At 66.2% G+C, this 23,954-nt stretch carries 19 protein-coding genes; 6 read left to right on the forward strand and 13 right to left on the reverse strand.

Annotation, left to right across the window (positions count from 1 at the left end; genetic code table 11):
* Positions 1 to 8: 8 nt before the first annotated feature.
* The 8 genes from algE to argF all read right to left on the reverse strand — a co-directional run bounded on the left by algE (position 9) and on the right by argF (position 10,897).
* Positions 9 to 1,481 carry an outer membrane porin AlgE gene (gene algE, locus FHW81_RS03740; protein ID WP_003110464.1) on the reverse strand — a complete coding sequence of 491 codons (1,473 nt, stop codon included), beginning with the start codon at positions 1,479 to 1,481 and terminating at the stop codon, positions 9 to 11.
* Positions 1,478 to 2,905 carry an alginate biosynthesis TPR repeat lipoprotein AlgK gene (gene algK / locus FHW81_RS03745; RefSeq protein ID WP_033987624.1) on the reverse strand — a complete coding sequence of 476 codons (1,428 nt, stop codon included), beginning with the start codon at positions 2,903 to 2,905 and terminating at the stop codon, positions 1,478 to 1,480. Before algK ends, algE begins: the two co-directional genes overlap by 4 nt.
* A 13-nt stretch (positions 2,906 to 2,918) precedes the next feature.
* A complete protein-coding gene (gene alg44 / locus FHW81_RS03750; protein ID WP_003092101.1) occupies positions 2,919 to 4,088 on the reverse strand; it encodes an alginate biosynthesis protein Alg44 in 1,170 nt (389 codons plus the stop codon).
* Positions 4,089 to 4,170: 82 nt separating this feature from the next.
* The gene (alg8, locus tag FHW81_RS03755) at positions 4,171 to 5,655 is read right to left on the reverse strand and encodes a mannuronan synthase (RefSeq protein WP_003119545.1); all 1,485 of its coding nucleotides are present in this window, start codon (positions 5,653 to 5,655) and stop codon (positions 4,171 to 4,173) included.
* A gap of 139 nt (positions 5,656 to 5,794) precedes the next feature.
* Positions 5,795 to 7,105: a GDP-mannose 6-dehydrogenase gene (gene algD, locus FHW81_RS03760; RefSeq protein ID WP_003110461.1), complete on the reverse strand. Its 1,311-nt coding sequence runs from the start codon at positions 7,103 to 7,105 to the stop codon at positions 5,795 to 5,797.
* A gap of 901 nt (positions 7,106 to 8,006) precedes the next feature.
* Positions 8,007 to 8,786, reverse strand: a complete 780-nt coding sequence (yaaA, locus tag FHW81_RS03765; RefSeq protein ID WP_003092094.1) for a peroxide stress protein YaaA — start codon at positions 8,784 to 8,786, stop codon at positions 8,007 to 8,009.
* Between the two features lie 106 nt (positions 8,787 to 8,892).
* Positions 8,893 to 9,975 (reverse strand): ABC transporter ATP-binding protein, encoded by a 1,083-nt coding sequence (locus tag FHW81_RS03770; protein WP_003092092.1) that lies wholly within the window; start codon positions 9,973 to 9,975, stop codon positions 8,893 to 8,895.
* A 4-nt stretch (positions 9,976 to 9,979) separates the two neighbouring features.
* The gene (gene argF / locus FHW81_RS03775; protein ID WP_003092090.1) at positions 9,980 to 10,897 is read right to left on the reverse strand and encodes an ornithine carbamoyltransferase; all 918 of its coding nucleotides are present in this window, start codon (positions 10,895 to 10,897) and stop codon (positions 9,980 to 9,982) included.
* A gap of 314 nt (positions 10,898 to 11,211) precedes the next feature.
* Between argF and FHW81_RS03780 the strand changes: the two genes are divergently transcribed.
* Entirely contained in the window at positions 11,212 to 11,643 is a 432-nt protein-coding gene (locus tag FHW81_RS03780) for a hypothetical protein (RefSeq protein WP_003104261.1), read from the forward strand.
* 393 nt (positions 11,644 to 12,036) lie between these two features.
* Here the strand turns inward: FHW81_RS03780 and FHW81_RS03785 are convergent, their stop codons facing one another.
* Positions 12,037 to 15,024, reverse strand: a complete 2,988-nt coding sequence (locus tag FHW81_RS03785) for an autotransporter domain-containing protein (protein WP_003159527.1) — start codon at positions 15,022 to 15,024, stop codon at positions 12,037 to 12,039.
* 298 nt (positions 15,025 to 15,322) lie between these two features.
* Between FHW81_RS03785 and FHW81_RS03790 the strand changes: the two genes are divergently transcribed.
* The 3 genes from FHW81_RS03790 to FHW81_RS03800 all read left to right on the forward strand — a co-directional run bounded on the left by FHW81_RS03790 (position 15,323) and on the right by FHW81_RS03800 (position 19,104).
* Positions 15,323 to 17,431, forward strand: coding sequence for a molybdopterin oxidoreductase family protein (locus tag FHW81_RS03790; protein WP_003159528.1), 2,109 nt, complete (start codon positions 15,323 to 15,325; stop codon positions 17,429 to 17,431).
* A gap of 112 nt (positions 17,432 to 17,543) precedes the next feature.
* Complete coding sequence (grxD, locus tag FHW81_RS03795) at positions 17,544 to 17,870, forward strand: Grx4 family monothiol glutaredoxin (RefSeq protein WP_003092082.1); 327 nt, start codon at positions 17,544 to 17,546, stop codon at positions 17,868 to 17,870.
* Positions 17,871 to 17,952: 82 nt separating this feature from the next.
* Positions 17,953 to 19,104, forward strand: a complete 1,152-nt coding sequence (locus FHW81_RS03800) for an MFS transporter (protein ID WP_015649282.1) — start codon at positions 17,953 to 17,955, stop codon at positions 19,102 to 19,104.
* A gap of 66 nt (positions 19,105 to 19,170) precedes the next feature.
* Here FHW81_RS03800 and bfrB read toward each other — a convergent pair whose 3' ends face one another.
* Positions 19,171 to 19,647, reverse strand: a complete 477-nt coding sequence (bfrB, locus tag FHW81_RS03805) for a bacterioferritin BfrB (protein WP_003092078.1) — start codon at positions 19,645 to 19,647, stop codon at positions 19,171 to 19,173.
* 209 nt (positions 19,648 to 19,856) lie between these two features.
* Positions 19,857 to 20,078, reverse strand: coding sequence for a bacterioferritin-associated ferredoxin (locus FHW81_RS03810; RefSeq protein WP_003092075.1), 222 nt, complete (start codon positions 20,076 to 20,078; stop codon positions 19,857 to 19,859).
* Between the two features lie 259 nt (positions 20,079 to 20,337).
* Between FHW81_RS03810 and FHW81_RS03815 the strand changes: the two genes are divergently transcribed.
* Complete coding sequence (locus FHW81_RS03815; protein WP_003092073.1) at positions 20,338 to 20,940, forward strand: peroxiredoxin; 603 nt, start codon at positions 20,338 to 20,340, stop codon at positions 20,938 to 20,940.
* A gap of 178 nt (positions 20,941 to 21,118) precedes the next feature.
* On the opposite strand, the gene rnt is transcribed toward FHW81_RS03815, so the two are convergent.
* Both rnt and pyrC read right to left on the reverse strand, forming a co-directional pair.
* Positions 21,119 to 21,793, reverse strand: coding sequence for a ribonuclease T (gene rnt / locus FHW81_RS03820; protein WP_003092070.1), 675 nt, complete (start codon positions 21,791 to 21,793; stop codon positions 21,119 to 21,121).
* Positions 21,790 to 22,836 carry a dihydroorotase gene (gene pyrC / locus FHW81_RS03825; RefSeq protein WP_014602630.1) on the reverse strand — a complete coding sequence of 349 codons (1,047 nt, stop codon included), beginning with the start codon at positions 22,834 to 22,836 and terminating at the stop codon, positions 21,790 to 21,792. Before pyrC ends, rnt begins: the two co-directional genes overlap by 4 nt.
* 132 nt (positions 22,837 to 22,968) lie before the next feature.
* On the opposite strand from pyrC, the gene motY reads away from it, so the two are divergent.
* The gene (motY, locus tag FHW81_RS03830) at positions 22,969 to 23,934 is read left to right on the forward strand and encodes a flagellar protein MotY (RefSeq protein ID WP_016253100.1); all 966 of its coding nucleotides are present in this window, start codon (positions 22,969 to 22,971) and stop codon (positions 23,932 to 23,934) included.
* Positions 23,935 to 23,954 lie beyond the last annotated feature (20 nt).

Genomic DNA, 23,954 nt, shown 5'->3' on the forward strand with positions numbered 1-23,954 from the left:
CGCGGGGCTCAGAAGCGCCAGATGAAGTCGACGAAGGCGCGGTGCATGGTCGAGTCGGTGCCCGGCCCGTAGGCGTCGCCCGGCTTGAACAGGCCGCCGCGGAAGCGGATCAGCGCCGAGGGCTCGTCGACGTACTGGCTCATCGAGGCCGGCAGCAGGCCTTGCTTGAAGTACTTGGTCACCACCAGGTCGAGTTCCTGGCCGATGTCCTTCTCGCCCGGTTGCAGGGCGGCGTTGATGCCGCTGGTACCGATGTCGGAGTCGTCGTCGACGCGCCAGAACTTGTGGTAGACCAGGCTCGCGTCGTAGTCCTCGCGCAGTTGCCAGGAGCCGAACAGGGTGGCTGCCTGGAGGTTGCTCAGTTCGCCGCGGAAGGCTTCGCCGAAGCGGTGCACGCGCGAGCGGGTGCCGGTGAAGTTGGAGCGATTGCTCTCCAGCCCGGTCTGCTGGAACTGCTCCTCGCCGTCCTTGCCACCGCCGCTGCCGCGGGCGTAGCCGACGCCGGCCTTCCATTGCTCGTCGATGTTCCAGCGCAGGCCGAGGTCGACGCCGAAGGCATTGACGTCGCCGCTCTGCTTGCCGGTGGCGATGCGCCGGTCGTCGACCGTGGTGGTGGTCAGGTTGTCGCGGTCGCCGGTCAGCCAGGTGGCGCTGGCCCAGTAGTTCAGCGGCATGCTCGAACGATAGTTGTAGGCATCGCCGGTAGCCTCGATGCCGAGCCAGGTGAGCTGGCCGGTATAGGTCTTGTCGAGGTTGTCGACTTCCTCGCCGGGGCGGCGCAGGTGGCCGCTGTCGTCGGCGTGGTGGATGCGCACGCCGATGCGGTGGTGCGGCGCCCACTGGGTGGAGATGTCGCCGAACACATGGGTGCGGTCCTTGTCCTCCGGAGCCAGTTCGTCGAGGTCGGTGCGGTATTCGCTGAAACGCTGGGCGACCCCGGCGTGGGCGTTGAGCAGGGTGGTCTCGAAGCTCCAGTTCAGCGCCTCGATGTTGGTGTCCTGCCACTGGCCGCTGTCTTCCCGCAGGCGCTGGCGGCCGAAGCGCAGGTGCTCGCCGGGGTAGGCGGTGAGGCCGGCGTAGTCGACCCAGAATTCGCGTGCGGCGAGGTAGCTCTTGTCCGGCTCGCGACCGTCGTTGCGGCTGTTGTTGCCGTCGTCGGTGTCCGATTGCAGGGTGTCGGTCTCGATGGTGTCGGTGGCGGCCACCGCCTGGCCCATGAAGTAGGCGCTCCAGTCGCCCCACTGGCCGAAGGCCCAGGGCCGCAGGTCGATACCGATGTCGTTGAGGGTGCCGCCGGGAGCGGTGCCGAGGTCGCGATCGTTTTCCGATTCGCCGGTGATCTTCACGTCCAGGCCGAAGTTCTTCGGTGCCTCGCCGCTGCCGGCGGCGAACGCCGGCGCGCCGAGCAGCAGGGCGATGGCCAGGGACAGGGCGCGCGGCGCGAAGGACGGCCGCGGGTTGACGGAACGGGAGCTGTTCATAGGCTTTCTGGCTCTTCTTCGTTGATCGGCGAGTCCTGGCTCTGCAGCAGGCTGACGGTGGCCTGCCAGTTGTTGCCGCGGCTCTGTTGTTCGCGCTTGAGCAATTGCTGCGCCTGGCTGCGTTCGGCCGGCGGCAGTTGCGCTTCGATCTGCCCGAGCAGGTCGCTGGCCTGCGGTACCTGCTGCTGCACGGCGAGCTGGCCGAAGACGTAGGCGTTGACCCGGTTCGGCTGGATGCCGCGGCCCTGCGACCAGAGCTGGGCCAGGGCCATGTCGGCGCTGGCCTGGCCGGCGCGGGCGGCGAGGATCAGGTGGTCGACGGCCTTCTGCGGATAGACCTTGCCGAGGAAGCCGCGGCGGTAGATCTGCCCCAGGTAGTAGTTGGCCTGGGGTTCGCTGGCGGCGGCCTTGAGCAGGTGCCGCTCGGCCTTGCGCGGGTCCTGCGGCGCCCACTTGCCGTCGTAGTAGAGGCGCCCGAGGAGCAGTTCGGCGCGTGGCTGGGCGGCGTCCTGGGCGTTCTTCAGGTAGCCGAGCATCTTTTCCAGGTCGCCCTGGTCGGGATAGTCGTAGAGCAGCTTGGCCAGGCTGACCCAGGCCGCGGGGTAGCTCGGCGCGATCTCTTCCAGCAGCGCCTGGGCGGTCTGCGGGTCGGGCTGGCCGAGTTCGCCGTCGGCGAGCACCCCGGCCACCGAGTCGACCCGCTCGCCGGGCACCCGGCCGGCCTTGTAGGCGGCGCGCAGCTGTTCGAGCAGGTCCTTCTGCTTTTCCGCGTTGCCCTGCATCTGGTAGACCGTGGCCAGTTCGTACCAGCACACATCCATGCGCCGCAGCCAGCGCTGGCAGACCTGCTCGATCTCGCCCAGGTGCTGGGCGTAGGTGCCCTGGGTGCGGTAGAGAATGATCTGCGCCAGGTCGGCCTGCGGCAGTCCGCGCGCGCGCCACTGGTCGATGCGCTGCTGCGGGTCGATTTCCGGCCAGGACTGCGGGTACTGCAGGTAGAGCACGATGAGCGGCACCAGGGCACTGTCCTCGCCCTGTTCGAAGGCCTGGCTGAGCAGGCGCTCGGCCTCGCGATGCTCGGCGTCGCTGGCGCCGGGCTTGGCCGCCAGCCACTTGCCAAGGCGCGCGCGGGCCCGCGGCGAGGTCTGCGCGGCCTCGCGGTAGAGCTTTTCGGCCTTGGCCTGCTGGGCGCTGTCGCCGCTGGCGACCTGCATGTCGGCGAGGCCGACCTGGGCGTCGGCGTAACCCATCGCGGCCAGGGCCTGGTAGTTGCTCTGGGCGGTGGCGAGGTCGCCGCGCTCCAGGGCCTCCTGGGCCAGGCGCTGGTCGGGCAGTCCGGCGCAGCCGGCGGCCAGGGCGATGGCCGAGGCCAGCAGCAGGTGCCGGGACGCCAGGGGCAGGGGAGGGAGGATGGGCATCTTCATGGTCGGGTACCGGTCAGCGAGCGGTGGCCAGGGTCACGGCCTTGTTCAGCAGGGTGCGGCCGGGCAGGCCGCCGATGCTGACCTCGGCCGGGCGGCCGGCGTACTGGGCGTCGAGCGGCTGGTCGGGCTGGATCTGCACGCGGATTTCCGAGGACAGGTCGCCGTCCACCGGCGCGGTGTTGACGATGCGGCCGCTGCGGTTGACGCCGTCGCCGGCGACCTGGAAGTTCACCCGGGTGCCCGGCGCCAGCTCGGCGGCGTTGCGGTAGGGGAAGCGCGCCTCGATGCTGGCCACGCTGTCGCGCGGCGCGAGGGTGAAGATCACCTGGCCCTTGTTGGCGTATTGCCCGTCGGCTACCAGTTGCTGGACCACGCGGCAGTCGCAGGGGCTGGTCAGGGTCCCTTTCATCTGGTGGCCGAAGAGCTTCTCGATGTTGCCCGGGTTGAGCTGCTCCTCGGTCAGGTTGCCCTTGAGCATGTCCAGCAGGTTGGCCGAGAAGGTAGCGATCGGCGCGCCTTTGGCGACTTCCGCGTTGGGCCCGAGAAGGCTCTGCACGGTGCCCTCGCGGGGCATGGTGATCTGCTGGTTGGGGACGCTGACCACGCCGGAATCGGCATGGGTGACGAAGTACAGGTTGTACATCTGGTTGAGGATGAAGGCGAAGGCGCCGACTCCGACGACGAAGATCGCGGTGCTCAGGGTCACCGCCCGGACCCGGCCGAAGAAGCCCATCCCGCCGTTGCCGCCGCCCTGCTTGCGGGCCTTGGTGAAGTTCTCGCGCTGGAGGGTATTGAGCATGTCGCCGACGCCGATCACCTCGCCGGCCAGGTAGGAGGTGATCAGGTAGCGCAGGGCCGCCACCTCGCGCGGCTTGAGGTTCTGGAACTCGCAGCCGACGCGGCGGCTGGCGGGGTCCACCGAGCGCACCTGGAACTCCACTTCGAGGGAAAAGCTGATGCTGTCGACCTGGAACAGCAGCTTGCCCTTGTACAGGTCGCCGGGCTGGATCGGCGCGCCGCTCGCGGTGAAGGCGAAGCCGCCGGCGGAGAGATCCAGCAGGCGTGCGTCGACGCCTTCGCGGTTGGCGCCGATGTAGCGGATGCGCGCCGGCAGCTTGACCCGGGCGAACTGGCGCTGGGCTTCGGATTCGTGCACGACGTTGACGTTGACGGCTGTATTCATGGTGTCGGGTCCTGTTCGGTCCAATCTGGGTCGATTTGCGCGCGGGCCGCGGCCCTGGCGTTGTCCGTAGTCGATTCGGTGGTCATACGATGGTCAGCAGCACGGCGACGAAGATGCTGGCGGCAGAGAAGGTCATGGCCCGCGACGACCAGGCGTTGAACCAGCGCTGGAAGCTGGCCAGGCCGCGCTCCAGCTTGGTCGGCTGGCGGGTCCAGGACTGCCGGTCGAGGCGGAAGAACACGTAGATCTTCACCAGCGCGCCGACGATCTGGTTGTAATAGAGGATCAGCGGATAGGCCGGGCCGATGCGGTGCCCGGAGAGCGAGAGGAGCAGGGTCAGCACCAGGCGGGTGAGACCGATCCAGAGCAGGTACACCAGCAGGAAGGCGATGCTGTACTTGAGGCTGGCGAGGATCGCCACCACCAGGCCGAGCAGGCTGGTCCACATCGAGACGCGCTGGTCGAACAGCACCAGCATGGTGAACCAGCCCAGGCGCCGCGCGCCGAGCTTGAGCGCGCGCGAGTTCTGCCGCAGGTTGTTGCCGTACCAGCGGTACATCAGCTTGCGACTGGCCTTGATGAAGCTCTTCTCCGGCGGGTGCTCGACCGTGTTGATCGCCGCGTCGGGCACGTAGAAGGTGTCGTAGCCCAGGCGCATCAGGCTGAACCAGCTGGACTTGTCGTCGCCGGTGAGGAACTTGAAGCGACCCAGGCGCCAGTGCTCCAGGTGGTCGTTCTCGACGTCGGTGATGAACTCGGGGTTGGTCACCACCCGGGCGCGGAACACCGACATCCGTCCGGTCATGGTCAGCACGCGCTTGGACAGGGCCATCGAGCACATGTTGATGTGGCGCTGGGCGAAGCGCAGCTTGTGCCACTCGCTCATCACGTAGCCGCCCTGCACTTCGCAGAATTCATTGGTGGTGAGGCCGCCGACGTTGGGGAAGAGCTTGAACCAGGGCACGGTCTTCTTCACCACGCCGTGGTCGAGCACGGTGTCGCCGTCGATCACCGCGACCACCGCGTCGTCGTCCGGCAGGTGCCGGGAAATCGCGCGGAAGCCATAGGCCAGGCCGTCGCGCTTGCCGGTGCCGGGAATCCGCACGAAGTCGAGGCTGACCCGGTCCGGCGGGTTCATCTTCTCCCACAGAGAACGGACCAGGACCTCGTCGGACATCTCGACGATGGAGCAGACCACGGTGGTCGGGTAGCCGCTGTCGATGGCTTCGCGGATCACCGAGCGATAGACCATGGCAGTGGTCAGGGCGTCGATGCGGAAACTGGTGACCATCAGGAACACGTGCGACGGGTCGGCCGCGCTGCCCAACTGGCGCACGCGCCGGCGGTAGTACGGGTAGACCACGTGGAGGAACAGCATGCCGCGCAGGAAGTGCACGCCGCCCATGGAGTAGCGCCAGATGCCGACGGCGCCGATAAGCAGGATGAAATCCTTGGAGTCGGCGTCGAACACGGTCTTCGGCACTGCCAGCGCGAGCACCATCAGCAGGCTGAGGAACACCAGCCAGCCGGTGGCTTCGGCGAGGCCACGTTTGTAAGTTTCCATCATCAGTTCCATCGGGCTGGGGACCTTGGCCTCGACGCCGGCGTGCGCTTGTTGTTGTTATGGCGCACGCCGCGGAGACGGCCTTCGGTCCGAGGGCGATAAAGAGGTTCTTTACCGGCTCACGGGGCCAGGGGGCGGCCCGCTACCAGCAGATGCCCTCGGCCTGGGCAGTGGTGGTGTGCGGCATGAAGCCCACCAGGTCGACCAGCTTCTTGCCGCTCGGGGTCTTGTTCACCAGGTCGACGAACAGCTCGTCGCCATTGCCCAGCACCAGCACATCGGAACTCGCCACCACTTCGTCGAGGTCGGAGACCAGCAGTGAGGAGACGTGCGGGATCTTCGACTCGATGTATTCCTTGTTGGCCCCGTGGACACGCGCGTATTCGACGTTGCGGTCGAAGATGCGCAACTCGTAGCCCTTGCCGATGAGCATCTCGGCCAGCTCCACCAGCGGGCTTTCGCGCAAATCGTCGGTGCCGGCCTTGAACGACAGGCCGAGCAGGCCGACCTTGCGGGTGTCGTGGCTGGTGATGAGATCGAAGGCCTTCTGCACCTGGTTGGAGTTGCTGCGCATCAACGAACCGAGCATCGGGTGCTCGACGTCCAGCTGGCTGGCGCGATAGGTGAGGGCGCGTACATCCTTGGGCAGGCAGGAGCCGCCGAAGGCGAAGCCGGGACGCATGTAGTAGCGCGACAGGTTGAGCTTGTGGTCCTGGCAGATCACGTCCATCACCTCGCGGCCGTCGACGCCGACCGCCTTGGCGATGTTGCCGATCTCGTTGGCGAAGGTGACCTTGGCGGCGTGCCAGACGTTGCAGGTGTACTTGATCATCTCGGCGACCTCGACGGTCTTGCGGATGATCGGCGCGTCCAGCTCGCGGTAGATTTCCTCGAGAAGGTCGCCGGTCTGCTTGTCCAGTTCGCCGATCACGGTCATCGGCGGGAAGTCGTAGTCCTTGATCGCGGTGCTCTCGCGGAGGAATTCGGGGTTGGTGCCGACGCCGAAGTCGACCCCGGCCTTCTTGCCCGAGCAGTCCTCGATCAGCGGGATCACCACGTTGTTGACGGTGCCCGGCAGTACGGTGCTGCGCACCACCACGGTGTGGCGTTCGGACTTCTCGCGGATGGCGAAGCCGATCTCGCGGCAGACGGTCTCGATGTAGCCCAGGTCCAGGTCGCCGTTCTTCTTGCTCGGCGTGCCGACGCAGATGAACGATACGTCGGAGTCCAGCACGGCCTTCTTGAAGTCGGTGGTGCCCGACAGCCGTCCGGTCTGCCGGCCTTGCTGCAACAACGCTTCCAGGCCCGGTTCGACGATGGGCGACTTGCCCTGGTTGATCAGGTCGATCTTGGTGCTGGAGACATCCACACCAATGACTTCATGACCGCGTGCCGACAGGCAGCCAGCACATACTGCACCGACATAGCCCAAACCAAAGATGCTGATTCGCATCGCATTCACCTCGATTGTTTGTCGCGCCGTTAATGAGGTGGCCGTATGGCCACTTCCCTATCTGGCGAGCCGTTACTACGAGCCCCGATCCAGAGCCCTTGATCCGCCTTCAGGCAGTTTCGAATAGAGTGCTTAGTTGTTCGGCACTCTAATAGGGCAAGTTATAAGTTCATGCCCTTTAATGTTTCAGGTGGGTTTCAATAACGGTGCATAACCCGACCTTGGATGCTTCGTTTTAGTTCGGTCCATAGAATTCAAGTTTCTAAAGGCCTTTAATTTCAACAGGTTGAGTTTGTCCCTCGGAGCGGAGTCCGATTATTCGAGACGGTTTCAAGTTGCTCTGCCCATAACTATCGATAGGCATCGCGGTGATAGGATGTTTTCTCTGCGAGGGAAGTTCCGGCCGTTTGTCCCGCTCGCGAAATATTTGGAAATATCCGTTTGATATCACTTGATACCAACTTGATGGCCTTTCCGTTAAATGCCTGCCAATGGCCACTAGTTGCAGAATGCATGGCGGCTGAAAGTTCCGCGTCACCGGAATGAAACAGAAGCCGCTTTTACCGCCTTAAGCAAACCTTAAGGATTCCTTAATCTTCGACCCATGCACTTTGCAATCGTAATTTGCATGTAATGGCGGGAGGCTGGTAATGGCCAATGGATTACGCCGGAGATGGCATTTCCGCCTTGAATTGGGGAAAAGTCTGTGGGCTGGGCGTGAAAAAATGTGATGCAGTTCCGCATGACTTGCAGACGAACGGTTGAGTAGGCCTATTCGCCACAAGGGCTTTTCCGGGGAGAAAGGCGACGCAGCAGGGGTGTCGGAGGGACGAACGGTAGCGCCAGGAGGCGTCGGCGTGCCGAAAGAGGAGCGACCCGCCAGGACGGCGGGCCGGGGAGATCAGTCTTGCGGGGCGTCCCTGAGGAATACCAGCTGATCCGGGCCGGATTGCTCGGCGCTGAAGTAATAGCCGTGGGCATTGAAGTCCTTCAGCCCGGCCGGGTCGCGCAGGCGCTCGCGGATCACGTAGCGAGCCATCATGCCGCGAGCCTTCTTGGCGTAGAAGCTGATGATCTTGTACTGGCCGTTCTTCAGGTCCTTGAACTCGGTGTCGATGACCCGCGCTTGCAGCGCCTTGCGCTTCACCGCGCCGAAGTACTCGTTGGAGGCCAGGTTGAGCAGCACGTCGTCGCCCTGGGCGGCCAGCGCTTCGTTCAGCCACTGGCTGATACGCTCGCCCCAGAAGGCGTAGAGATCCTTGCCACGGGCGTTGGCCAGGCGGGTGCCCATTTCCAGTCGATAGGGCTGCATGAGGTCGAGCGGGCGCAGCACGCCGTAGAGACCGGAGAGCATGCGCAGGTGATCCTGGGCGAAGGCGAAATCGTCCTCGCCGAAGTCTTCCGCGTTGAGGCCGGTGTAGACATCGCCCTTGAAGGCGAGCAACGCCTGCTTGGCGTTCTCCGGGGTGAACTCCGGATGCCAGCTGGCGTAGCGAGCGGCATTCAGGCCGGCGAGCTTGTCGGAAAGCTTCATCAGTTCGCTGATCTGCAGTGGCGTGAGCTGGCGCAGTTGCTGGATCAGTTCCTGGGCGTGGTCCAGGTATTGCGGCTGGGTGAAGCGGTGGGTGACCGGCGGGGTCTCGTAGTCCAGGGTCTTGGCGGGGGAAATCACCATCAGCATCGTTCAGGCTCCTCGAATCGTCGGGCGATTGTAGGGGCTGGAGACGTCCGGCTCCACCTATGCGGTCGATAGGGAAAGGCGCCGCCGACCGAACGGCGCCGAGGTATCAGGCCTGGACGGGAGCGAGGTGCGCGGCGACGCTGCCCCGGGCGGCGAACACCACCAGGTGGTCGGCGGCGACGCGGATACCGACGTCATCGCCCGGCTGGTGGTCGGCATGGCTGGGGAAGATCGATTCCAGCTGGGTACCGGTGGGCAATTGCAGGCGGTACAGGGTGGCGGCGCCGAGGAAGGTCTTGCCGACGATCCGCGCCTTCAGCTCGCCCTGCGGCGCGTGCACCAGGTCGTCCGGGCGCAGCAGGACGTCTACCGCGCTGCCGGAAGGCAGGCTGTAGGCGCGATTGCCGCGGATCACGCCGAGTTCGGTCTGCACCGTATCGGGGCTGAGCAACTGGCCGCGAATGAAGTAGCCCTGGCCGACGAAGCTGGCGACGAAGGGCGTCAGCGGCTCGTGGTAGAGGTTGTAGGGGGTGTCCCACTGTTCCAGGTGACCTTCCTTGAACACGCCGATGTGGTCGCAGACGGCGAAGGCTTCTTCCTGGTCGTGGGTCACCAGGATCGCGCTGGTGCCGCGTGCCTTGAGGATCTCGCGAACCTCCTGGCTGAGGCTGCGGCGCAGTTCCACGTCGAGGTTGGAGAAGGGTTCGTCGAGCAGCAGCAACAGCGGTTCGGGCGCCAGCGCGCGGGCCAGGGCCACCCGTTGTTGCTGGCCGCCGGAGAGTTCGTGGGGGTGGCGCGCGGCGAGGTGGTCGAGCTTGACCAGCTCCAGAAGCTCGCGCACCAGGCGCTCGCGTTGTGGATGCTTGCGGATGCCGAAGCCGACATTGTCGGCCACGCTGAGATGGGGGAACAGCGCGTAGTCCTGGAACACCATGCCGATCCGGCGTTTCTCCGGCGCCAGGGTGAAGCCGGGACGCGAGATGACTTCGCCGCCCAGCTCGATCTGCCCGGCCAGCACCGGTTCGAAGCCGGCGATGGCGCGCAGGGTGGTGGTCTTGCCGCATCCCGAAGGACCCAGCAGGCAGCCGATGTCTCCGGCATTGAGGTGCAGGTCGAGGTCCTGCACCACTTTCTGCGAGGCGTAGCCGCAGGCGAGATCTTTCAGGTTCAGCAGCAGGTCGTGGCTCATGGGCTCAGGCGTAATGGGCGTGTTCGATCAGCAATTCGAGGAGGGCCTTCTGCGCGTGCAGACGGTTCTCTGCCTGGTCCCAGGCTACCGAGCGCGGGTCGTCCAGCAACTCTTCGCTGATTTCCTCGCCGCGGTGGGCCGGCAGGCAGTGCATGAATAGTACATCGTCGGCGGCCCCATCGAGCAACGCGGCGTTCACCTGGTAGGGACGGAACAGGGCGATGCGCGCGGCGGCTTCGTCTTCCTGGCCCATCGAGGCCCACACGTCGGTGCTCACCAGGTGCGCGCCGGCCACCGCCTCGCGCGGGTCGCGGACGACGCGCAGGCGGTCGCCGGCAAGGGCGACGAACTCGGCCTTCGGCTCGTAGCCCTCGGGGCAGGCCACGCGCAGCTGGAAGTCGAACTTCAGCGCCGCTTCTATATAGCTGTTGCACATGTTGTTGCCGTCGCCGATCCAGGCCACGGTCTTGCCCTGGATGCTGCCGCGGTGCTCGTGGAAGGTCTGCATGTCGGCGAGCAACTGGCAGGGGTGCAGGTCGTCGGACAGGCCGTTGATCACCGGCACCTTCGAGTGCGCGGCGAATTCCGTCAGGGTGGCGTGGGCGAAGGTACGGATCATCACGCCGTCGAGCATCCGCGACATGACCCGGGCGCTGTCGCCGATCGGCTCGCCGCGGCCGAGCTGGGTGTCGCGCGGGGAGAGGAAGATCGCCTGGCCGCCGAGCTGGATCATCCCGGCTTCGAAGGACAGGCGGGTACGGGTCGAAGCCTTCTCGAAGACCATGCCCAGGACCCGGCTCTTCAGCGGCTCGTAGAGCACGCCTCGGTTGCGCAGGTCCTTCAGCTCGCTGCCGCGGCGGATCAGACCGATCAGCTCTTCGGGGCTGTAATCCATAAACGAGAGAAAGTGCCGTACGCTCATCGCTGACTACCTTTTATTTTTACTGCTGGCCGAGGCACTGGCCGGCTTTCGCGAGAGAAAACGGGACTGGACCTGCGGCGGGACCGCAACGTGCGGGAAAATAGGGGAAGGCGCGATCTTATAAGGAAATGTCGCGGAAACACAAGGAGGGGCTTGGAAGGCGCGGGTTACGGGGTTTTTCCCGGGTCTTCGCCGTTGTCCCGCCGCCAAAGTCCCGCCTCGTCGATCTATCGGTTGGGCGGGGCGACGCTTTATGCTGTGCGCGCCCGAATGCCTTCATGGAGGAGGCGGGTTTCGGACCAGGGAGGTCGAACATGCACACGGGAGAAACACTCGCCGCCGCGCCGCCGGCACGGCCATTGCGCCAATCGCGGCTGGGCGGCCTGTCGCTGTTCCTCGCCCTGGCCGGGGTCGCCATCGCGCTGGCGGTGATGGCGCTGGCGCTCGGCGAGCGGATCGACCTCAGCGACGAGAACCATCTGCTCGGCCTGTTCGCCGCCTTGCTGGCGGTCTTCGCGGTATCGACCTGCGGCCTGGTGCTGGGCCTGGCCGGCCTGCTCAGGCGCAGCCGCAAGCGTCACCTGGCCCTGGCCGGCATCGTCCTCAACCTGTCGTGCCTGCTCTGGGGCTGGCATGCGCTGAGCACGGCGGCGGCCGCGATCCTGATGGTCCTGGGGCAAACCGGGTTGTCGTTCCTCAGCGCCCTGGCGGTGCTGTTCGGCATGATCTTCTTCCGCCAGGCCTGACCCGTTCCGCGACTGTGCGCAGGCAGCCTGGGCGCCCGCGGTTCGGCCGCTCGTTCATCGGATTGCCGGATTGCAGCCATTCGTCGCGGATTTGCAGGGGGAGGGGCTCAGCCGGGGAAGGAGGGTGCGAGAGGAGCAAAAGGTGAGCCCCGGAGGTGCGGATCTCCGGGGCTCGTGCGGCACGGTGGTGCGGGCACCGGGTCGCGATCAGCGCTGGAAGGGATAGTACAGCGCTGGATGGACAGTATAGCGCTATGCATTTCGCATGAATCCTTTAGTTAGGTCTTTTTCTCATATTTGCAGCGGTTTCGTGACCGAGGGCAATGAAGTGGCTTTTTCCCCTTGCCGCCCGCCGGAACCCATCCAACGGCTGGCATGCCCTCGTAACCGAAGTCAGAAACGCCAGTCGACGGCCAGTCCGACGCCATGGTCCTTCTCGCGGCTGCCCAGCAGGCCGTTGTAGCCCAGCCGCACGCTCACTTCGCGATTCACCGCGAGGCTGGCGTCGACGCCGAGCAGCGCGGCGTCGCGGGACAGGGCCACGCTTTCCACGCTGAATGGCTGGCTGCCGCTGGCGAACGCCAGGTGCCGTTGCGGGGTGGTGTCGCTCAGGTTGTGGCGCCAGCCGAGGGTGCCGGAGAGCGCCAGGCGGCGTCCGGCATCCAGCTCGAAATGCCGTTTCGCGCGCAGGCCCAGGGTGGTGAAGGCGGCGTCCAGGTTGTCGTCGCCACCCTCCAGGGCCGCGGCGCTACCGCGTTCGCGGAAGTCATCGCTGGCGACGTGCACGTAGGCCAGCCCGGCGAAGGGTTCCAGCTCCAGGCTGCGCCAACCCAGCGCGTAGGCGGCCTCGGCGAACAACTGGCTGCTCTGTGCGTCGAGCTTGGCCTTCTGCTTGCCGGCCACGGCGCCGTATTGCAGGTCGCGCTTGACCTCGGCGCGGTGCCAGGTGTGCGCCGCGCCCAGGCTCAGGCGCCATTGCTGCAATTGCCGGCCGAGGTAGGCGCCGAGGTGGTAGCTGTCGATGCTGGCGGAGGATTGCAGGCTGCTGTCCATGTTCAGCGAGCTGTTGCTGTAGCCGGCCACCAGGCCGAGGCGCGTGTCGCTGGCGACCTGGCTGTCGACGCCGAGCAGGAAGCCGCCGACCGAATGCCGGTAGCCTTCGCTGCCGTGGCTGCCATCGGCACTCTTGCCCCAGGAGCCGAGCGCCTTGAACCAGCCTTCGGGAGCCTCCCCGCCGGCCTCGCCGTCGCTGGCCTGGCGCAGGCGTTCGCCGACGCTGTCGCGCAGATAGCGGCTGTCGTTGAGCAACAGGCCGGCGAGCGCCGGGTAGATTTCCCCGGACAATTGCTGGAAGGCCCGTTGGGCGGTTGCGGCGTTTTCCGACAGGAGCAGGCTTTCGTAGACCGGGTTGCCGGCGCCGAGCGTTTCCACGGCCCCAGCGACCGCCGCCTGGTTGGGCGTCTGCGCGACGCTGGCGAGGGTCGTGCCGTTGCGTCCGATATCCAGGCGGATGGCGTTGGCCGCGTAGTCCAGGGTGCCGCCGAGGAACAGGTAGTTCGGCAATACCGCGTCGAAGCGCCCGTCGATGCCGCCGGCGGCGTCGAGGATGTCGTAGCGGCGGCCGACCAGGCTCTCGACCTGGGACTGGCTGAGCAGGTCGGGGCTGTTTTCCATGGCCAGGGTGACGTTGCCGCCCGCGATGCTCGCCTTGCCGCTGGCGACGATCCGGTCGCTGGCGCTTTCCGAAAGCTCCACCGCGTAGGTCGAGCCGGATTCGAAGCGCAGGTCCCCGGCGACCTCCAGGGTGCCGATGGAGTTGCCCGCGGCCACCGTGCCGCCGGAGCGCGCCAGCAGGCCGCCGATCCTGCCGCTGCCGCCGAGGGTGCCGCCGGCATTGACTTCGACGGCGGACAGCAGCGAACCGTCGACGCTGAGCAGCCCGCCATCGACCAGGGTCGGCCCGCGATAGGTGCTGTCGCCGCTCAGGACCAGGCTGCCGGCACCGGCCTTGACCAGGCTGCCCTGGTACTGGCGCTGGGCGGCGGCCTGGTCGCGGGCCATGCCGATGGCATAGTCGGTGCGTTCCTGCTGGCTGGCACCGGCCGGCAAGCCGTTTTCCCAGCCCTTGTCCTTCAGCGTCCGCTGCCAGGCCGCGTGCTCGGCGGCGTCCTCGGCCTGGCGCTGGAGCAGGGCGCTATCGGAAATCGGGTTGCTCCATTCGTCGCGCAGGCCGGCCGGGAGGTTGGCCTCGAAGCGGCCGAGCAATTGTCCAGGCCCATGCATCGCCCGACCGAGATCCGGCACGCCCCAGCCGACGGTGTCGGTGGGGGCGCCGGTCGGCGTGCCGTCGAGCTGGGTGGCGGTGGTCAGCAGAACCTGCAGCGCCTGCTCGTTGTTCAGGTACGGATAGCGCTGCATGACCAGGGCCAGCGCGCCGGTGGCGTGGGGCGCGGCCATCGAGGTACCGGACTTGTTGGCGTAGCCGCCGCCGGGCATGGTGCTGTTGATCAGGCGGCCGGGCGTGGTGATGCACCAGTACTTGGCGATGCCGCAGCGGTTGTAGCGCTGGCCGTTCTGTTGGTCGAGGCCGGACACGGCCAGCCAGTGGCCTTCCAGGTCCGGCTGGAAGTAGGGCAGGGCGGAGCGCACGCTGGCGTTGGCGTAGCCGCTGTTGCCGGCGCTGAAGACGTTGATCACGCCCTGGCGGGAGACGCCGGCGGCGGCGTCCAGCCAGGTGGAGCGCCCGTAGTGCTGGGCATAGGCGGCGTGCAGGCCGTCGAGGGTCTCGTAGCTGACGTCCTTGGGCTGGCTGCCCCAACTGTTGTTGATCGCCCGCACCCCGGCGTCGGCCAGCGCCTGGTAGGCGGCCTTGAAATAGTTCGGGTCGGGCGTCGGGCCGAACAGGAAGCTGTCGTTCTGGTTGGTGTTGGCGACATATACCTGTGCCGCGTAGGCCACCCCGTGCATGCCGACGCCGTCGCGCGAGGCGCCGAGGGTGCCGCCGACGTGGGTACCGTGGGAGTCGTTGTTGCCGTTCATCGCGCCGCTGACGCTGAACGGCGTGCCGTCGACATAGGTGCCGCTGGCCGTCACCGGCTGGTAGCGCGAGGCGGGAGTATCCGGATGGCTCGGGTCGAAACCGGAGTCCATCTCGCCGATCTTCACGCCCTGGCCGTCGATGCCGGCGGCATAGGCCTGGTCGGCCCGCATCCGTTCCAGGCCCCAGTCCTGCTGGTATTCGGCGGAGCGCCAACTGGCCGGATCGCCGGGCCGACCGGCTTCGACATAGGCGGCCGTGGCCGGCTGTGCGATCCAGGCGCCCAGCAGCAGGGCGGCTGACAACGAGGTGGGGCGAGGGCGGAAGGAGTGGTCGTCGGTCATGCGGTCTCCACGCTTTATTGGTCTTGTCGGACAGGGGTGGACTCGAAGAGACAAGGTTTAGCACCGGCTTTCGCCGCGCCGGAATTCCCAGGTGGATAGTTGACAGCCGGACAAACGGCACGCCTCCCCTCTACCGCGCCCATCGGCCAGCCTGATGCCTGGCGATTCAGCCGACTGACGCTGCTGGCGCGGCGGCGGAAGGCGCCGCATAGTGCCGATTCGACGACTAGACCGGTCGTCTGGTCCTCGCGTACGCGCCGGGCCGCGACGGCCGGCGACGACAATGAAGAGGCGAGCCATGAGCAAGACCCTCCACTACCGTGCGTGCCATCTCTGCGAGGCCATCTGCGGGCTCGCCATCGAGACCGAGAGCGACGAGGGCGGCGTGCCGCGGATCCGCTCGATCAAGGGCGACCCGCAGGACAGCTTCAGCCGCGGCCATGTCTGTCCCAAGGCGGTGGCCCTGCAGGACATCCAGGACGACCCCGACCGCCTGCGCCAGCCGTTGCGCCGGGTCGGCAGCGAGTGGCAGCCGATCGGCTGGGACGAGGCCTTCGCGCTGGTGGCCAGCCGCCTCGGCGAGATCCGCGAGCGCCATGGCAACGATGCGGTGGCGGTCTACCAGGGCAATCCGAGCGTGCACAACTACGGCCTGATGACCCATAGCAACTACTTCCTCGGCCTGCTGAAAACGCGCAACCGCTTCTCCGCGACTTCCGTCGACCAGTTGCCGCATCACCTGGTCAGCCAGCAGATGTACGGCCATGGTTTGTTGATCCCGATCCCCGACATCGACCACACCGACTTCATGCTGGTGCTCGGCGGCAACCCGCTGGCGTCCAACGGGAGCATCATGACCGTGCCGGACGTGGAGAAGCGCCTGAAGGCGCTGAAGGCACGCGGCGGCCGGTTGGTGGTGGTCGATCCCCGGCGCAGCGAGACCGCGGCTATCTCCGACCGGCACCTGTTCATTCGTCCCGGCCAGGATGCGGCGCTGTTGCTCGGGATACTCAACACCCTGTTCGAGGAGAACCTCGGTCGCCCCACGCCGCTGCCGGTCGACGGGCTGGAGCGGGTGCGCGAGGCGGTCGCGGCCTTCGACGCCGAGTCCATGAGCGCGCGCTGTGGCGTGCCGGCCGAAAGCATTCGCCAACTGGCGCGGGATTTCGCCGCCGCCGAACGGGCGGTCTGCTATGGCCGGATGGGCGTTTCCACCCAGGCCTTCGGCACGCTCTGCCAGTGGCTGGTGCAACTGATCAACCTGGTCACCGGCAACCTCGACCGGGTCGGTGGCGCGCTGTGCACCTCGCCGGCCCTGGACCTGGTGGCGAGTACCTCGGGTGGCCACTTCGGCCGTTGGCGCAGCCGCGTCTCGGGGCTGCCGGAATATGGCGGCGAACTGCCGGTGGCGGCATTGGCGGAAGAAATCCTCGGTGAAGGCGAGGGGCAGGTGCGCGCGCTGGTCACGGTAGCCGGCAACCCGGTGCTGTCCACGCCCAACGGGAGGCGGCTCGAACAGGCCCTGGACGGCCTGGAGTTCATGCTCAGCATCGACCTCTACATCAACGAGACGACCCGCTACGCCGATCTCATCCTGCCGCCCACCGCGCCGCTGGAGCACGATCACTACGACACCACCTTCAACGTCTTCGCCGTGCGTAACGTGACCCGTTTCAACGAGGCCGTGCTGCCGCGTCCCGAGGGTGCGCTGCACGACTGGGAGATCTTCGTCGGCCTGGCGCGGGCCTTCGCCGCGCGCAACGGCCTGGAGCTGAAACCGACCCTGGAGCCGCAGCAGATGATCGACCTCGGCCTGCGCGCTGGCGCCTACGGCGACCGTTCCGAGCACAGGCTGAGCCTGGCCACTCTGCGCGAACATCCCCACGGCATCGACCTCGGGCCGCTGCGGCCGAACCTGGCGCCGCGCCTGAAGACCGCCGACCAGCGCATCCAGGCCGCGCCGCCGCTGTTCGTCGACGACCTGCAACGCTTCGCCGCACAGCCGCTGCCTGCGTCCGACCAGTTGTTGCTGATCGGACGACGCCACGTGCGCAGCAACAATTCCTGGATGCACAACTACCATCGCCTGGTGAAGGGCAAGCCGCGTCACCAGTTGCTGATGCACCCGCGGGACCTGGAGGGTCGCGGCCTGGTCGACGGGCAACGGGTGCGGGTGCGCTCGCGGGTCGGCAGCGTGGAGGTGGAGGTGGCGGCGAGCAGCGAGATGATGCCCGGGGTGGTCAGCCTGCCGCACGGCTGGGGCCACGCGCGGCCCGGCGTGCAACTGGCGATCGCCCGCGCCCAGGCCGGCGTCAGCGCCAACGACCTGACCGACGAGCGTCATCTCGACCTGCTGTCGGGTAACGCCGCGCTCAACGGCCTGCCGGTGGAGGTGGAAGCGGCCTGAGCGGGTCGACGGAACGCGAGAGTAAAGCCGAGCGTCGCGCTAGGCTTTCCGATACAATACCGGTCATTATTTGCCGAGTTACCGTGTCGAAACGTTCCTGTTGAGGTAAGCCATGGACATCATCGAAACCATTAAAGAGCAGATCGCCAACAACCCCATCCTGCTGTACATGAAGGGTTCGCCGAACGCCCCGCAGTGCGGTTTCTCCTCGCGCGCGGCCCAGGTGCTGATGGCCTGTGGCGAGAAGTTCGCCTACGTCGACATCCTGCAGAACCCGGAAATCCGCGCCAACCTGCCGAAGTACGCGAACTGGCCGACCTTCCCGCAGCTGTGGGTCAATGGCGAACTGGTCGGCGGCAGCGACATCCTCGCCGAGATGTTCGAGAAGGGCGAACTGCAGACCCTGGTCAAGGACGCGGCGGCCAAAGCCAACGCCTGATCCGCGCATCCGATGAAGAGCCCCGCCTTGTGCGGGGTTTCTTTTTTGTCCGGAGAAACCAGCAAGGAAACCGGGAGCCTCCATGTCGGAAGTCAATCCTCGCCAGGGTCGCCTGGCTTGCATCTATTTCTTCGCCATGGCCGGGCTGGTCATCGGCAACCTGATGGGACGCATCCCGGCGCTCAAGGAGCAGACCCAGCTGGACGAGCGCGCGCTCGGCCAGGCCCTGCTCGGCGTCGGGGTCGGCGCGCTCACGGCGTTCCCGTTGAGCGGTTTCCTGGTCCAGCGCATCGGCAGCCGCAGCGTAGTGATCGGCGGTTGCCTGATCATGCTGCTGGTGTTTCCGCTGCTCGGCCTGAGCCAGGGCTGGTGGCAACTGGCGTTGGCCTTCTACGTGCTGGGCGTGAGCTTCGCCGGGATGGACGTGGCGATGAACATCCAGGCGGTGGATGTCGAGCGCCTGCTCGGCAAGCCCTGCATGTCCATGCTGCATGGCATGTACAGCCTCGGTTGCCTGGTCGGTGCGTTGAGCGCCGCGGCCCTGGCCGGACTGACGCCGTTCTGGCACTTCCTCATTCTCTCCGCACTCGGCCTGCTGAGCCTGCCATTCTTCGTACGCGCGTTGCTTCCGCCGGACCCGAGCAAGGCGGGCGCGCGCAAGGGCGGCGGCTTCACCTTGCCGCCGCGAGCCTTGCTCGGCCTGGGCCTGCTGATTCTCTGCGCGTTCGTTTCCGAGGGCGGCGTGGCTGACTGGAGCGCGCTGTTCCTGCACAGCGTTCTGGATGCTTCCGAGCGGGTGGCGGCGCTGGGCTTCGCGGCGTTTTCCGCGGCGATGGTGGTGGGGCGGCTGTTCGGCGACCGCCTGCGCGGACGCATCGACGATGCGCCGTTGCTGCGCGGCCTGGGTTCGCTGGCCACGCTGGGCATGCTGGTGGCGCTGTTCAGCCCCTGGCCGGCGCTGAGCATCGCCGGTTTCGGGGTGGTTGGCCTGGGACTGTCGGTGATGGTGCCGATCGTGATCAGCGCTGCTGGCAACCAGCCGGGCATCGATCCGGTGATCGGGGTCGCCGCCGTCTCTACCGTGGGGTATGGCGGACTGCTGATGGGACCGCCGCTGATCGGCCTGCTGGCCCACGAGATCGGCCTGCGCTGGGCATTGCTGGTACTGGTCGGTCTTTGCCTGTTGCTGGCCCTGCGCGCCGATCTGGTCCGGCGCAGGCCGCGCAGCGCCTGAGGCTTTCTGGCGGCAAGAAAAAAGCGCCGGCGGGGCAGGCCGCCGGCGCTTCGTCGTGGTTCCCGATCAGTCGTCTTCGTGCATGTGCGACTGCAGGTAGTTCTCCAGGCCGACTTTCTGGATCAGGCCCAGTTGGGTTTCCAAGTAGTCGATGTGCTCTTCTTCCGACTCCAGGATGTCCTTCAGCAGGTCGCGGCTGACATAGTCGTGCACCTGCTCGCAATGCACGATGGCTTCGCGCAGGTCCTTGGTCGCCTTCAGCTCCAGGTTCAGGTCGCACTGCAGCATTTCCTGGGTGTTCTCGCCGATCAGCAGCTTGCCGAGGTCCTGCAGGTTGGGCAGGCCTTCGAGGAAGAGGATGCGCTCGATGAGCTTGTCGGCATGCTTCATCTCGTCGATCGACTCGTGGTACTCGTGGGCGCCGAGGCGCTTCAGGCCCCAGTCGTTCCACATGCGCGAGTGGAGGAAGTACTGGTTGATCGCGATCAGCTCGTTGCCGAGGATCTTGTTGAGGTGCTGGATGACTTTCTTGTCGCCTTTCATGCCGAATCCTGCCGTCGTAGTGGGTGTGATTCGCCAAGTTTGGCCGCGACGAAGCAGGGTGTCAAACCTAAGTTATTGAAATATAAGGGAAAAAGAATATGAATACGAATGTTTTCTTTCCGCGTTCTGCCGCTAAGTCATTGAATTGAAGGCATAAAAAAACCGGGCGCCAGGCCCGGTTCTTCTGAAAGAGGGATAAAAAATATTTTTCAGGCAGCGACGAACGCCGTAGTCCCGAACGCCGGTACCGGCTGGGCACTCTGCAGGTCGTTGAGGGTTTCGCGTACCACCTGCTTGGCCAGGCATGCGCACTTGCCGCACTGGGTACCGACGCCGGTGGCTTCGCGAACCTCACGATAGCTGCAGCAGCCTTCGTAGATGGCATCGCGGATCTGGTTGTCGGTAACACCTTGGCAGAGGCAGACGTACATGGCGATCTGGCTACTGGGAAGTTGAGTTGGAAAAGATACTAATAATAATGAGAATGATTGTCAAAGTTCCCTGGAGCGTTTTAGTCGGGTTTTTTTCGCCCCCCGACAAATGGCTTTGTCGGACAAAGACTTAGCGCCGGCTGGGGCGGGGTGTATGATGGTTGTTTCCCGGGGAACGGCGCCCCTGCCATCGAGGCTTCACGAGGAGCCGGCAGGCTGCGGTGCCGTCCTTCAACCTTCCGCTTAAAGGAGACATGGAATGAGCGTACTCGTAGGTAAGAAAGCGCCTGACTTCAACGTTGCCGCGGTACTGGGCAATGGCGAGATCGTCGAGAGCTTCACCCTGTCCGAGGCCATCAAGGGCAAGTACGGCCTGGTGTTCTTCTATCCGCTGGACTTCACCTTCGTCTGCCCGTCCGAGCTGATCGCCCTGGACCACCGCATCCCGGAATTCCAGGCGCGCAACGTCGAGGTGATCGGCGTTTCCATCGACTCCCACTTCACCCACAACGCCTGGCGCAACACCCCGGTGGACAAGGGCGGCATCGGCGCCGTCAAGTACACCCTGGCGGCCGACACCAAGCACGAGATCGCCAAGGCCTATGACGTCGAGTCCGACGGCGGCGTGGCCTTCCGTGGCGCGTTCCTGATCGACAAGGAAGGCGTTGTGCGCTCGCAGATCGTCAACGACCTGCCGCTGGGCCGCAACATGGACGAGCTGCTGCGTCTGGTCGATGCCCTGCAGTTCCATGAGGAGCACGGCGAAGTCTGCCCGGCCAACTGGAAGAAGGGCGACAAGGGCATGACCGCATCGCCCGAAGGCGTGGCCAAGTACCTGGCCGAGAACGCCAGCAAGCTGTAAGAAGAGCCTGCTTCGCGCGTTGGAAAAAGCCCCGCTTCGGCGGGGCTTTTTCATGGGTTCGCGGGGGCCGGCAGCCCCATCCCAGGTCACGCGCCTCGCTCCGAAGAGGGGGAGATTGCCTGACCGGTCGCGTAGGACGGATAACGTCCTGGCGTTATCCGCCTAAGTGGGCCGAGGCTCAGTCGTCGTCATCCATCCAGCCGCCCATTTCCTTCCAGCGGTTGACGATGCCGCAGAACAGCTCGGCGGTCTTCTCGGTGTCGTAGCGTGCCGAGTGCGCCTCGCGGTTGTCGAACTCCATGCCGGCGGCCTGGCAGGCCTTGGCCAGGACCGTCTGGCCGTAGGCGAGGCCAGCCAGGGTGGCGGTGTCGAAGCTGGAGAAGGGATGGAACGGATTGCGCTTGATCCCGGTACGCGCCACGGCGGCATTGAGGAAACCGAGGTCGAAGCTGCTGTTGTGGCCGACCAGGATCGCCCGCTTGCAGCCATTGGCCTTCAGCGCCTTGCGGATGCCGCGGAAGATCTCGGTGAGTGCCGCTTCCTCCTGCACCGCCATGCGCAGCGGGTGGTCAAGCTTGATGCCGGTGAATTCCAGCGCGGCCGGCTCGATGTTGGCGCCTTCGAAGGGCTCGATGCGGAAGAAGTAGGTGTGTTCCGGGAACAGGAAGCCTTTCTCGTCCATGCCGACAGTGGTCGCGGCGATTTCCAGCAGCGCGTCGGTGGCCGAGTTGAAGCCGCCGGTCTCGACGTCCACCACTACCGGCAGGTAGCCGCGGAAGCGGCGCGCCATCGGATGGCGCGGGCCGCTGGGGAGGCTGCCGTCGAATTCGTCGTCGAAGTTGTCTTCGCTCATGCCCCGGCCTCCAGCAGTTTCCAGCGGAGTGTCTCGCCGGCGCGCAGCGGCACCACGTCGAAGTCGCCGAAGGGGAGGCTGGCGGGCGCCTGCCATTCCTCGCGGACCAGGGTGATCCGGTCGGTGTTGCGCGGCAGGCCATAGAAGTCCGGGCCGTGCAGGCTGGCGAAGCCTTCCAGCTTGTCCAGCGCATTGCGCTGTTCGAAGGCCTCGGCATACAGCTCGATGGCGGCGTAGGCGCTGTAGCAGCCGGCGCAACCGCAGGCGGCTTCCTTGGCGTGGCGGGCGTGCGGCGCCGAGTCGGTGCCGAGGAAGAATTTCGGATTGCCGCTCACCGCGGCGTCCAGCAGGGCTTCCTGGTGGGTGTTGCGCTTGAGGATCGGCAGGCAATAGAAGTGCGGACGGATACCGCCGACCAGCATGTGGTTGCGGTTGTACAGCAGGTGATGGGCGGTAATGGTCGCGCCGACGTTGGCCGGGGCTTCCCGGACGAACTGGGCGGCGTCGCCGGTGGTGATGTGCTCGAAGACCACCTTCAGGGTCGGGAAGCGCTCGACCACCCGGCGCAGGTGCTCGTCGATGAACTGCTTCTCACGATCGAATACGTCGACCTCGGCGCGGGTCACCTCGCCATGCACCAGCAGCGGCATGCCGACCTCGGCCATCGCCTCGAGCGCTTCGAAGATATTGTCGATGCGGGTCACGCCAGAGTCCGAGTTGGTGGTGGCGCCTGCCGGATAGAGCTTGGCGGCATGCACGAAGCCGCTGGCCTTGGCGGTACGGACTTCCTCGGCGCTGGTGCGGTCGGTGAGGTACAGCACCATCAGCGGCTCGAAGCGGCTGGCGGCGGGGCGGGCGGCGAGGATGCGCTGCCGGTAGGCGTCGGCTTCGGCGGCGTTGCGCACCGGCGGCACCAGGTTCGGCATGACGATGGCGCGGCCGAAGGTGCGGGCGGCGTCGCCGACGGTATTGGCCAGCGCGGCACCGTCACGCAGGTGAATGTGCCAGTCGTCGGGGCGCAGGAGGGTGAGACGGTCGGACATGGGGCTTCCAGGACGGGATTTCGTGGGGGGAAATGCTACCGGAAAAGGGGGGGCGGGGCACTCGCTATCAAGTTTTGTCCGGGCCGTCCGATACATCCTTCGTATTTGGACGCTTTCCCGGAGCCCGCCGTCGTGCAGCCGCGCCTTCTTCTATTGCCTTTCCTGCTCAGCAGCCTGCCGGCGCTGGCGGTGACCTTCCAGACGCGGCTGGAGAGCGTCGAGTGGAAGGTCGAAGGCGACCAGTTCGAATGCCGCCTGTCGCAGCCGGTGGCGAATTTCGGAGTCGGCGAGTTCGTCCGGCGTGCCGGCGAGCAGGCGACCTTCCGCCTGAAGCCCGAGGCCCAGTGGCTGGGGCGCGGGTCGGCGACCCTGCTGGCTGCCGCGCCGCCCTGGCGACCAGGGCAGGGCGACATCGACCTTGGCCAGGTCAGCATCGGTAGCGGCGAGGTGCCGTTCAACAGCAGCCAGCAACAGGCCGGTCGGTTGCTCACCGGCCTGCTCGAGGGGCGCAGCCCGCTGGTCCGCCATCGCACCTGGCAGGGCGATCGCCTGGAGGTGCGCCTGCTGCCGGCGCGCTTCGCCAGCGTCTACAGCCAGTACCAGGCCTGCATCGCCAAGCTGCTGCCGGTGAACTTCGACCAGGTCAAGCTGGCCCAGGTCGGCTTCCCCGACGGCGGCACGGCGCTGAACGACGTGGCGCGAGCCAAGCTGGACATCATCCTGCAACTGCTCAAGGCCGATCCGAGCATCAACCGGATCGAACTCGACGGGCACTCCGACAACAGCGGCAACCGCCTGACCAACCGCGACCTGTCGCGCCGCCGCGCGCTGGCGGTGCAGGAGTACCTGAAGAGCAACGGGGTGCCGGAAAGCCAGATCAACGTGCGCTTCTACGGCGAGCGCTACCCGCTGGTGGCCAACAACAGCGCCGCCAACCGTGCGCGCAACCGCCGGGTCACCGTGCACCTGTCGCGCGAGGCGGTGGTCGAGCCGGCGACGGAAGCGCCGAAGGCCGAGGACAAGCCGGCGCCGCCCGCGGCAGAACCTGCCGCACCGAAGCCTCCGGCCGCCTCGCTTCAGGGAAAACCCACGGTTTGAGTCGCGCAAACGATAGAATC

Origin of the sequence: Pseudomonas sp. RC10-4-2, assembly GCF_050433085.1 — a bacterium.
Classification (GTDB): domain Bacteria; phylum Pseudomonadota; class Gammaproteobacteria; order Pseudomonadales; family Pseudomonadaceae; genus Pseudomonas; species Pseudomonas aeruginosa.

Coding starts and splice junctions, on each gene's coding strand:
- FHW81_RS03785 (WP_003159527.1), bottom strand. CDS start 15,024: ATGACCGACGACCACTCCTTCCGCCCTCGCCCCACCTCGTTGTCAGCC.
- pyrC (WP_014602630.1), bottom strand. CDS start 22,836: ATGTCCGACCGTCTCACCCTCCTGCGCCCCGACGACTGGCACATTCAC.
- FHW81_RS03780 (WP_003104261.1), top strand. CDS start 11,212: ATGCACACGGGAGAAACACTCGCCGCCGCGCCGCCGGCACGGCCATTG.
- argF (WP_003092090.1), bottom strand. CDS start 10,897: ATGAGCGTACGGCACTTTCTCTCGTTTATGGATTACAGCCCCGAAGAG.
- FHW81_RS03810 (WP_003092075.1), bottom strand. CDS start 20,078: ATGTACGTCTGCCTCTGCCAAGGTGTTACCGACAACCAGATCCGCGAT.
- algD (WP_003110461.1), bottom strand. CDS start 7,105: ATGCGAATCAGCATCTTTGGTTTGGGCTATGTCGGTGCAGTATGTGCT.
- yaaA (WP_003092094.1), bottom strand. CDS start 8,786: ATGCTGATGGTGATTTCCCCCGCCAAGACCCTGGACTACGAGACCCCG.
- bfrB (WP_003092078.1), bottom strand. CDS start 19,647: ATGAAAGGCGACAAGAAAGTCATCCAGCACCTCAACAAGATCCTCGGC.
- rnt (WP_003092070.1), bottom strand. CDS start 21,793: ATGAGCGAAGACAACTTCGACGACGAATTCGACGGCAGCCTCCCCAGC.
- alg44 (WP_003092101.1), bottom strand. CDS start 4,088: ATGAATACAGCCGTCAACGTCAACGTCGTGCACGAATCCGAAGCCCAG.
- algE (WP_003110464.1), bottom strand. CDS start 1,481: ATGAACAGCTCCCGTTCCGTCAACCCGCGGCCGTCCTTCGCGCCGCGC.
- alg8 (WP_003119545.1), bottom strand. CDS start 5,655: ATGATGGAAACTTACAAACGTGGCCTCGCCGAAGCCACCGGCTGGCTG.
- algK (WP_033987624.1), bottom strand. CDS start 2,905: ATGAAGATGCCCATCCTCCCTCCCCTGCCCCTGGCGTCCCGGCACCTG.
- grxD (WP_003092082.1), top strand. CDS start 17,544: ATGGACATCATCGAAACCATTAAAGAGCAGATCGCCAACAACCCCATC.
- FHW81_RS03800 (WP_015649282.1), top strand. CDS start 17,953: ATGTCGGAAGTCAATCCTCGCCAGGGTCGCCTGGCTTGCATCTATTTC.
- FHW81_RS03790 (WP_003159528.1), top strand. CDS start 15,323: ATGAGCAAGACCCTCCACTACCGTGCGTGCCATCTCTGCGAGGCCATC.
- FHW81_RS03770 (WP_003092092.1), bottom strand. CDS start 9,975: ATGAGCCACGACCTGCTGCTGAACCTGAAAGATCTCGCCTGCGGCTAC.
- FHW81_RS03815 (WP_003092073.1), top strand. CDS start 20,338: ATGAGCGTACTCGTAGGTAAGAAAGCGCCTGACTTCAACGTTGCCGCG.